Origin of the sequence: Desulfococcus sp. (assembly GCF_041737845.1) — a bacterium.
In the GTDB taxonomy this organism is placed as follows: domain Bacteria; phylum Desulfobacterota; class Desulfobacteria; order Desulfobacterales; family Desulfococcaceae; genus Desulfococcus.
Genome location: NZ_JBGSQX010000023.1, coordinates 1 through 8,657, shown reverse-complemented (window position 1 = coordinate 8,657; position 8,657 = coordinate 1). Strand labels below are relative to the sequence as shown.

General features: G+C 60.0%; 11 protein-coding genes. All 11 read right to left on the bottom strand.

Going from position 1 to position 8,657, the window contains the following annotated elements; genetic code table 11:
• Positions 1-188: 188 nt before the first annotated feature.
• A complete protein-coding gene (locus ACEW8N_RS02870) occupies positions 189-599 on the bottom strand; it encodes a DUF86 domain-containing protein (RefSeq protein ID WP_373498288.1) in 411 nt (136 codons plus the stop codon).
• A 36-nt stretch (positions 600-635) separates the two neighbouring features.
• Positions 636-1,019 carry a nucleotidyltransferase domain-containing protein gene (locus tag ACEW8N_RS02865; protein ID WP_373498287.1) on the bottom strand — a complete coding sequence of 128 codons (384 nt, stop codon included), beginning with the start codon at positions 1,017-1,019 and terminating at the stop codon, positions 636-638.
• 125 nt (positions 1,020-1,144) lie between these two features.
• Positions 1,145-1,252 carry a DUF2281 domain-containing protein gene (locus ACEW8N_RS02860; RefSeq protein WP_373498289.1) on the bottom strand — a complete coding sequence of 36 codons (108 nt, stop codon included), beginning with the start codon at positions 1,250-1,252 and terminating at the stop codon, positions 1,145-1,147.
• A gap of 74 nt (positions 1,253-1,326) precedes the next feature.
• Entirely contained in the window at positions 1,327-1,743 is a 417-nt protein-coding gene (locus tag ACEW8N_RS02855) for a type II toxin-antitoxin system VapC family toxin (RefSeq protein WP_373498286.1), read from the bottom strand.
• Positions 1,740-2,000, bottom strand: coding sequence for an antitoxin (locus ACEW8N_RS02850; protein WP_373498285.1), 261 nt, complete (start codon positions 1,998-2,000; stop codon positions 1,740-1,742). The genes ACEW8N_RS02855 and ACEW8N_RS02850 overlap by 4 nt, the downstream gene beginning before the upstream one ends.
• A 99-nt stretch (positions 2,001-2,099) precedes the next feature.
• A complete protein-coding gene (locus ACEW8N_RS02845) occupies positions 2,100-2,543 on the bottom strand; it encodes a DUF86 domain-containing protein (protein WP_373498284.1) in 444 nt (147 codons plus the stop codon).
• A gap of 149 nt (positions 2,544-2,692) precedes the next feature.
• The gene (locus ACEW8N_RS02840; protein ID WP_373498283.1) at positions 2,693-3,160 is read right to left on the bottom strand and encodes a nucleotidyltransferase domain-containing protein; all 468 of its coding nucleotides are present in this window, start codon (positions 3,158-3,160) and stop codon (positions 2,693-2,695) included.
• Entirely contained in the window at positions 3,157-3,696 is a 540-nt protein-coding gene (locus tag ACEW8N_RS02835) for a cytochrome b (protein WP_373498282.1), read from the bottom strand. Before ACEW8N_RS02835 ends, ACEW8N_RS02840 begins: the two co-directional genes overlap by 4 nt.
• Positions 3,697-3,742: 46 nt before the next feature.
• The gene (locus ACEW8N_RS02830; RefSeq protein WP_373498281.1) at positions 3,743-4,645 is read right to left on the bottom strand and encodes an NAD(P)/FAD-dependent oxidoreductase; all 903 of its coding nucleotides are present in this window, start codon (positions 4,643-4,645) and stop codon (positions 3,743-3,745) included.
• Positions 4,646-4,767: 122 nt separating this feature from the next.
• Positions 4,768-8,034, bottom strand: a complete 3,267-nt coding sequence (locus ACEW8N_RS02825; protein ID WP_373498280.1) for an efflux RND transporter permease subunit — start codon at positions 8,032-8,034, stop codon at positions 4,768-4,770.
• On the bottom strand, positions 8,031-8,657 hold a 627-nt coding region (locus ACEW8N_RS02820; protein WP_373498279.1), incomplete at its 5' end, for an efflux RND transporter periplasmic adaptor subunit. The genes ACEW8N_RS02825 and ACEW8N_RS02820, both read right to left, overlap by 4 nt.

Here is an 8,657-nt window from a genome sequence, read left to right as displayed (position 1 = left end):
ATTCTCAGCTCTGATCTGATGGACATATCCGGGTGAAACAGCGGCGCCTGCGAGGGGACTCCGGCGCCAAGGGATAGCCCGGTGCGGTAGACTGCTGTCTGCCTCTCAAAAAAGGGCTCGGCTCACGCCGAGCCCTTTTTCCCTCGGTAAATCTCCGCGGGAAAATTCTGGGAATTTAACGAAAAAATCTACAATGCGGCAATTTCGTCTGAAAATCTCTGGAAATCCGAAATGTTGTTCCTGAGGATGCTGATGACGATCTCCGGGTCGACTTTTTCATACTGGTGGACGATGATGTTCCGAAATTTGGCCATCTTTACCAAAGCCGTCATCAAGGCATCCGAAACGATGCCGTTTTCATGAAGGACCCGGAACTCATCCGCATAGCTATCCGGAACTCTGAATTTGTTGTCGGAAATGATGTGTCCGCCGACGTCAAGGCAGAGCTCGATCATCAGATGAAGCGTCCGTTCGATAATCCGCTGGGTTTTCCAGTCGGATCGATAATCCTCGACGGATATTGATTTAAATTCCGATATCTGCCCGATATAGGCTTCAAGCTCGGCAAGTTTTCTGAATATCAAGGTTTTATCAACCATATGAACACCTGTTGGAGGGTGTGATCACTACGGCCGTCATTGATCCCGGAAAAACCTTCGCTCCAGGAGACGTGATTCAAAGATCGAAAAGTCGAGATACATGGCAATGGTCTTGGATTCAAAGGCGTGTCGCATGAAGGGTGCCTTGTCGACCAGAAGCTGATTGTTTTTCAGCACCCGAAATTGCAGCGGCAGGGGGGCCGTGTTCAGGATCACCAGATCAACGCGGTCGCTTTTCAGCGTGTCGATGAGAAGCCCCAGAATATCGAGCCGCTTCTCGCCATCTGGGGAGCCGTGCAGATATACCGCGATATCGATATCGCTCATCCGTGTCGCTCGCCCGCTGGCCTGACTGCCGAAGAGGTACGCAAAGGCGATGTCCGGGTGCTGGCTCAGGGCGGATTTGAGTTTTGAGATCATGGCCTAAAGTATGTTCCGATAATATCAGCGGGATGGATGTTCATTCCAAGCCTCGTCTTCCTCGTTGTCCCACACATGCTTCATCACGATCAGTTGCGCTTCCTTTAAATTCTGCACTTCCCTGTCTATGAGGCCGTGCTTTTTTCTATGTATTCGATAAAATCCAAAACTTCCTGTGCCAGATGTTCCGGTAATCGACATGCTTCCTGATAAATTTTTTCCGCAATGCTCATAACGTGTTTGCTTTCTTCCAATTATCTATCTCTTGGATTTCTTAATAATAACATTGTTTGGTGAGCCTCATTTGTCAAGAAAGACTTGAAATGGGGGAGAGCTCATTAAATTGCACCAGTCCGGGAATCAGGTTGAAATGGTTATCCTTTGAGAAGATTTTGTATCCATGCTGAAAGGCAACGGCTGCAATCCAGATGTCATTCGTGGGGATCGGGGTTCCTGCTGCCTTGAGGTTGTTCAATATCGAAGCATAAAAATCAGCAGTGCCCTCATCAATCGGGTGTACGACCACCCTTGGAGAATCCAGGAATAAATTAAGCTCCTCTCGGTTCTTGCTTTCACGGGAGCCGCCTTTAAAACCTGAAAAAAGCTCCCCGATGCTGATGACGGAGAAGCCAATCTGATTAATTTTTCGCAATATATTCGAAATATAGCGATCACCCTTCATCGCCAATGAATATATGTTGGTATCGATCAACACTTTTTTCATTTCCAGAGCTCCGGATCAATCTGGCGTTCCCGATTTATTTTAGAATCAATTTCTTTAAACTCATCTTCGCTCCACCGTCCAAACAAATCGTCCAGGTCATCATATTCACGCAACCGCTTCTTTTCTTTGTTCATGCCAAGGCCTTCCCTGATGATCTCAAGGGTGAGCTGATTAACGCTTTTACCTTGCTTTGCCGCGGTTGATTTGAGCTTCTCTGAAATCTCGGGTTCAATGCCCCGAATGGTTATGGCCTTCATGAAAACCTCCATATATTGATGTCAAAATATGATTGCATTATGATGTCAAAATATTACATTTAACGAGTCTTATCAATTCGGGAACAGGCGTGATAAGGATCAGGATGAATGTTGTTTCAAAAAGGCCGTGATGTAGTCGATATACCGGGTGTAATCCTTCAGACAGCTTTGAATGGATGCATGGAGAAGCGTTCGGTTGACGTCATTGTAATCGTGCAGGAGGATGTTTCGGAAACCGGCGCTTTTTGCGATATCCAGTGCGAAACCTTCAGGATAGACACCATAATCCGCCAGTCGTAAGAATGAATCCCGGTAGGTCAGCCGGGTACTTTTTTCATCCATGCGGTTTTCCAGCGCACCGATCAGGTGCAGGTTGATATCGATGGCGCGCATGATGATCCGCTCCAGCAGGCGTTCCACCGCGGCCAGTTTGACGAAATCGGAGGCAAGACCTTCCAGGGGCTCGTCTTTGAATTGGAGGAGATGGGCCAAGTCTTCCGCAATCAGACGGCATTTTCTGCTGACGAAATCGGGATGAATCATGATGGTCTCGTAAAAAGTCAATTTTCAGACGGTTTCGCAAAAAGTTCGAGATCAAGGCTTGCAAATCCCGCGGAATGAGGAGTACTTAAAGTACGCCGCAGTGACGAGGGATGCAGCATAACGCAGATATCGGGCTTTTTGCGGAACCGTCAGTCATGGTTTGAGTCCCCCGGGGCATCCTGCGGATCTTCAAACACCCGGCTTCGAATATAGGCCATTTTCCTCTCGAACAAGCGTTCTTCCAAATCGATGAGATCCCGGGAGTCCATCAAGTCCCGCCAACTGAAAACCTGGTAGGCGCCATAGGCATCCAGATCTCCGTATAGCAGCACGCTCTCCCGCATGATCTCATGCCGCAGCAGCGGGTCGGCCCGGTTCAGGATTACCAGGTCCACCTCAACCGCCGGGAAGAAATCCGGGATTCGGGTGATGAGAGCCACTTCCATGCCTTCTGCATGACCTGCGCTCAACAGCAGGGCCAGATCCAGGTCGCTTTCCGCAGTGGGCGGGGGCGAACCGGTCACGCGCGACCCGAATGCGACCAGCAACCGGACGCCGTGCTCGCTGCAGAGCGATTCAAGGCCGGCTGGGTTATGGATCGGTGGGGTGCCGGTCATTTCCCCGAAATCATCCGCACGAGCGTCCGGTCCCGGTCGATGTAATGGTGCTTCAGGGCCGCGGCCGCATGGATGGCGACGCTGATGGCCAGCAGGAGCGCGGTGATGCTGTGCATCTGGCTGAAGACCGATCCCACGGCGGGGTTTTTCGGCAGGACGGCGGGCAGGGTGAACAGGCCGAAAACACTCACCTGCGAGCCGAAGGCCTGGGACATGAGGATGCCGAAGAGGGGCTGCAAAAAGACCAGGATGTAGAGAAAGATGTGCATCAGGCGGCCGATCTGGTTTTCAAAGGCATTGGGCCCCAGGTCTTTCGGACGGGGGTTGACGGATCGCCACCAGAGCCGCAGGGCCATGAGCACGAGGATGACGAACCCTGTCGACCTGTGAAGATCCACCACCAGTGATTTGAAAGCGCCTCTCGGCAGAAACCCCACAAAGAGGCCGCCCAGGAGCATCCCTACCACCATCAGGGCAATGACCCAGTGGAACAGGCGTGAAACCAGACTGAAACTGTCAACCGTGTCTTTGACCATCTCGACCTCCTTTGGGCGGCGGGCCGGGCGCCCGGAATCTTCCGCCCTATCTGAATTTTTTGGCATGCTTGGCCGCGGCGAGCCCCGCCACGCACCCTTCCCCCACCGCCTTGGCCACCTGCCAGGGCAGTCCGGTGATGTCGCCCGCCGCGAAGATCCCCGGAATGTTGGTCTGCTGGTTCGTATCCGTCACGATGTATTTGTACTGCTCGGAATCGAGATCCACCCCCAGGGTCGCGGCCAGCTCCACGGCACCCTTGGCGCCGGTCTCGATGAAGACGCCGGAAAGGGGGATCCGGCTGCCGTCGTCCAGCATTACCCCCTCGACGGCATCCTTCCCGTAGATCTCCTTGACCTTCCGGTTCTCGTGGAGGATGACATCCGATGCCCGGACCTGGATGGCGAGCCGCTCCGTCACCTCCAGCCGATCGCAGATCAGATGGACCGCCGAGGCGTAGAAGGTGAGGGTCAGGGCGCCGGAAGCCGCGGCGGAGGCGTTCCCCACGATCGCCACCTCGACCCCCTTGTAGAAGCCGGCGTCGCAGTCCACGCAGTAGCTCACGCCCTTGCCTATGAACTGCTTCTCCCCCGGGACCCCCAGACGGTTGCGGGAGATGCCCATGGACATGACCAGGGCGCGCGTCCGGATATGGCGGTCGCTTTCCGTGGTGATGGCAAAAGCGTCGTCCTCCGCGGCTATTTTAATGACGTCCTCGTGAAGAAAAGCCGCGCCCGAATCGGTGGCCTGCTGGATGCCCTGCCGCAGGAAATCTTCACCGGTGGTCCGGTCGAGGCAGCAGTAATTCTCGATATGGGCCTTGTAGAGGCTCGATTTGACCTCCCGGCCCATCACCAGCACGGAGACCTTGGCCCGCGCGGCATGGATGGCGGCCTGCAGCCCCGCGGGCCCGGTTCCCAGCACAACGACGTCATATGATTCCTCGCCCATGCGTTCCTCCTCGTTCCTGCCGAATGTTTTACAATACCTGCAAGGTATGCATCTGACCGAAAAGAATCAAGAAGAAACCCGCCCGGAACCGCCTCGGGCGGCGTTGACAAAGGGAATCCCGGTTATTCCCCGGGGGGCGCTTCCCCTCCTGCTGCGGTCTTGTGCAGGGGATGGCCGTGGGCGAACTCCCAGCGTTTGTCCATGAAGTAGAGGATCGGCACGGTCATGCGGGAGAAGAGGAGCGATGCCACCTCGCCGGCCATCAGCGAGATGGCGAGCCCCTGGAAGATGGGGTCGAAGAGGATGACCGAGGCCCCCACCACCACGGCCGCGGCCGTCAGCATCATGGGCCGGAACCTTACCGCGCCCGCGTCGATCACCGCCTGGTCCAGGGGCATGCCCTGGGTGATCCGCAGCTCGATAAAGTCGACCAGGATGATGGAGTTCCTTACCACGATGCCTGCGCCCGCGATGAAGCCGATCATGGAGGTGGCCGTGAAAAAGGCGCCCATGGCCCAGTGGGCCGGGAGGATGCCGATGAGGGAGAAGGGGATGGCCACCATGATGACGAGCGGCGTGGAGAAAGACTGGAACCACCCCACCACCAGCACGAAGATGAGGATCAGGACGAACCCGAAGGCGATCCCCAGGTCCCGGAAGACCTCGTAGGTGATCTGCCACTCGCCGTCCCATTTCATGGAAAACCGCCGGTCGCTGTCGGGCATGCCCGCGAAATGCTGTTCGATCCGGTAGCCCTCGGGCAGGGAAATCGCCTCGATTTTCTTGGTCATTTCGAGGATGGCGTAGACCGGGCTCTCCTTTTCGCCGGCCACGTCGCCGGTGACATAGACCACCGGCATGAGGTTCTTCTCGTAGATGCTCCGGTCGTTTTCGGTCTTCCGGATCAAGACCAGGGTGGAGAGGGGAACGAGGCGGCCCTCCCCGGACATGAGCTTGACGGCGGCCAGGCGCTCGACCCCGGCCCGCTGGGCCAGGGGCGCCTGGAGAATGATCCGCACGTCCTCCTTCTCGGCCGGCTCGTGGAGGAGGCCGGTCTGACGGCCGTTCAGCATCGTGTCGAGGGCGTCGTTGATCTGGGCGATGGAGATCCCGTTCAGGGCGGCCTTTTCCTTGTCCGCCTCGAAGATATAGCGATCCTGGCGGTCTTCCATGTACCAGTCCACGTCCACCACGCCCGGGGTCTCTTCGAAGATGTCGCGGATCTTCGCAGCCAGCTCCCGCTGGCGCGCGTAATCCGGCCCGTAGACCTCGGCCACCAGGGTCGAGAGCACCGGCGGGCCGGGCGGCACCTCGGCCACCTTGACCCGGGCGCCGCAGCGGTCCGCGATGGCTTTCAGGGCCGGCCGGACCCGCTTGGCGATCTCGTGGCTCTGGTCCGAGCGCCGGCTTTTGCCCACCAGGTTGACGTTGATCTCCGCGACGTTCGGCCCCCGCCGCAGGTAATAATGCCGGACCAGGCCGTTGAAATTGATGGGGCCGGAAAGTCCTGCGTAGATCTGGTAGTCCGAGACCTCGTTGACCGTCTTGAGATCGCCCGCCATCTCCATGGCCGCGGCCGTGGTCTCCTCCAGGGTCGCGGTCTCGGGCATGTCCAGAATCACCTGGAATTCGCTCTTGTTGTCGAAGGGAAGGATCTTGACCTTCACGAGGCCCAGGCCGACCATGGCGCAGGCCGCCAGGAGCAGGAGGGCCACCCCCAGGAGGAAGAGCCGGCGGACGAGGGGCCGGTGGAGGAGGGGGCCCATGACGCTCCGGTAGAGCCGGGTGAGGGCGTCCTCCTGGTGGTCGTGCCCGGAGCCCCCGGGCTCCTGCCGGATGAGGCGGAGGGCGGCCCAGGGCGTCACCATGAAGGCCACGATCATGGAAAAGACCATGGCGGCCGAGGCCCCCACGGGGATGGGCCGCATGTAGGGGCCCATGAGCCCGCCCACAAAGGCCATGGGCAGGATGGCGGCGATCACCGTGAGGGTGGCCAGGATCGTGGGGTTGCCCACCTCGTCCACCGCCTCGATGGCCACCGAAGCCGGGGAGCGGCCCGCGTTCTCCTCGAGACGGAAATGGCGGACCACGTTTTCCACGACCACGATGGCGTCGTCCACCAGGATGCCGATGGAGAAGATGAGGGCGAACAGCGTGATCCGGTTCAGGGTGTAGCCGTAGAGGTAGAAGACGGCCAGGGTCAGGGCCAGGGTCACGGGGATGGCCAGGGCCACGACCCCCGATTCCCGGTGGCCCAGGGTGAACCAGATGAGGACCGTCACGGAGAAGATGGCGATGAGCATGTGGAGGAGCAGCTCATTCGATTTCTCCCGGGCGGTCTCGCCGTAGTTGCGGGTCACGGCGACCTGGACGTTGTCGGGGAGGACCCTTCCCCGGGCGTCCGCCACGCGTTCCAGCACCCGGTCGGCCACGGTGATGGCGTTGGTGCCCTTGCGCTTGGCCACGGTGAGGGTCACGGCCGGGAAGATGCCGTCTCCCTGCGAGATCCGGCCCTCCGACCCCTGGGCGGACGCCCCGGGGCCCGTGCCGTAAAAGACATACTGGTCGGGCTCGTCCGGCCCGTCCGTGACGGCGGCCACGTCCCGGAGGTAGACCGGCCGGCCGTCCGCGACCCTCACGACCACCCGGCCCACGTCGTCGGCATCCTTCAGAAATCCGCCCGTGTGGACGAGGATCTGGCCGTCGGCGGAGGGAAAGGCGCCGGCGTCCGTCTCCGCGTTGGCCGAGAGGAGCATCCGGGCCACCTGCCCGGGATCGAGGTGAAAGGCGGCCAGGCGGGCCGGGTCGAACGCCACCCGAACGGTCCGCCGGAGCCCGCCGATGAGGCTTGTCAGGGAGACGTTGGGCTCCCGCTTGACCTGGTCCTCCATCTCGGCGGCCAACCGCCGGAGCTGGAAGTGGTCGACCTCCCGGCTCCAGAAGGTGAGCGACAGGATCGGCACGTCGTCGATGTACCGGGGTTTGATCAGCGGCTGGCTGACGTTCTGGGGGATGCGGTCGAAGTTGGCCATGAGCTTGGACTGGAGCCGAACGATGGATTTCTCCTCGTCCTCGCCCACGTAGAAGCGGACGATGGCCATGGCCATGCCCGGCTGGGAGGTGGAATAGACGTATTCCACCCCGGGGATCTCCCACAGGAGCTTGGCCATGGGCCGGGAGACCCGCTGCGTCACCTCCTCGGCGGAGGCGCCGGGCATGGCGACGAAAATGTCGATCATGGGCACGATGATCTGGGGCTCCTCCTCCCGGGGCAGCATGACCACGGCGGCCAGCCCCAGAAGGATCGAGGCGATGATGACGAGCGGCGTCAGCTTGGAATCGATGAAAAAGCGGGCCATCCGCCCTGCGGGTCCGAGCTTCGGGGTCATGACCGTTCCTCCACCCGCATGCCGTCTTCCGTCTCCGGCGGCGGCACCGTCAGGTAGCGTTCGCCCGCCGCAAGCCCCGAGACGATCTCCACCTGGCCGCCCAATGCCCTTCCCAGGCGCACCAGCCGGAACCGGGCGATATCGCCGCTGTCCACCTTGAAGACGGCCGTGAGCTGGCCTTTTGCGACAACGGCCGTCCGCGGGACGAGGATCCGGCCCTCCTCGCCCACCGGGATGGCGACCCGGGCGAAGAGCCCCGACCGGAGGGCGAGACCCTCGGGCAGGTCCACCTTGACGATGAAGCTCCGGCTCGACGGGTCGCCCGCCGGGACCACCGCCTGGACCGTCCCTTCGACTGCGGCGTCTAATGGCGCGGGAAGGGCGACCCGGAGCGTCTGTCCGGCCGAGACGGCCCCGAGGTAGGTCTCCGGGAGGACGAGGTCCACGCGGAAGCCCGTGTCGCCTTCCATGGAAAAGAGGGGGGTTCCCGGTGAGGCCAGGTCCCCGGCCTGGACAAGTTTGGCCGTGATAACCCCGTCGTAGGGGGCGCGGATCTCGGTGTCGCCGCGGGTCGCGGCCGCGGAATCGAGGCCCGCCTCCGCCTGGGCCGTCCTCTGGGCCGC

Excerpts from the sequence above, each read along its gene's own strand:
- ACEW8N_RS02860 (WP_373498289.1), bottom strand. The coding sequence starts at position 1,252 with ATGAGCATTGCGGAAAAAATTTATCAGGAAGCATGTCGATTACCGGAA.
- ACEW8N_RS02825 (WP_373498280.1), bottom strand. The coding sequence starts at position 8,034 with ATGACCCCGAAGCTCGGACCCGCAGGGCGGATGGCCCGCTTTTTCATC.
- ACEW8N_RS02835 (WP_373498282.1), bottom strand. The coding sequence starts at position 3,696 with ATGGTCAAAGACACGGTTGACAGTTTCAGTCTGGTTTCACGCCTGTTC.
- ACEW8N_RS02855 (WP_373498286.1), bottom strand. The coding sequence starts at position 1,743 with ATGAAAAAAGTGTTGATCGATACCAACATATATTCATTGGCGATGAAG.
- ACEW8N_RS02830 (WP_373498281.1), bottom strand. The coding sequence starts at position 4,645 with ATGGGCGAGGAATCATATGACGTCGTTGTGCTGGGAACCGGGCCCGCG.
- ACEW8N_RS02850 (WP_373498285.1), bottom strand. The coding sequence starts at position 2,000 with ATGAAGGCCATAACCATTCGGGGCATTGAACCCGAGATTTCAGAGAAG.
- ACEW8N_RS02840 (WP_373498283.1), bottom strand. The coding sequence starts at position 3,160 with ATGACCGGCACCCCACCGATCCATAACCCAGCCGGCCTTGAATCGCTC.
- ACEW8N_RS02870 (WP_373498288.1), bottom strand. The coding sequence starts at position 599 with ATGGTTGATAAAACCTTGATATTCAGAAAACTTGCCGAGCTTGAAGCC.
- ACEW8N_RS02865 (WP_373498287.1), bottom strand. The coding sequence starts at position 1,019 with ATGATCTCAAAACTCAAATCCGCCCTGAGCCAGCACCCGGACATCGCC.
- ACEW8N_RS02845 (WP_373498284.1), bottom strand. The coding sequence starts at position 2,543 with ATGATTCATCCCGATTTCGTCAGCAGAAAATGCCGTCTGATTGCGGAA.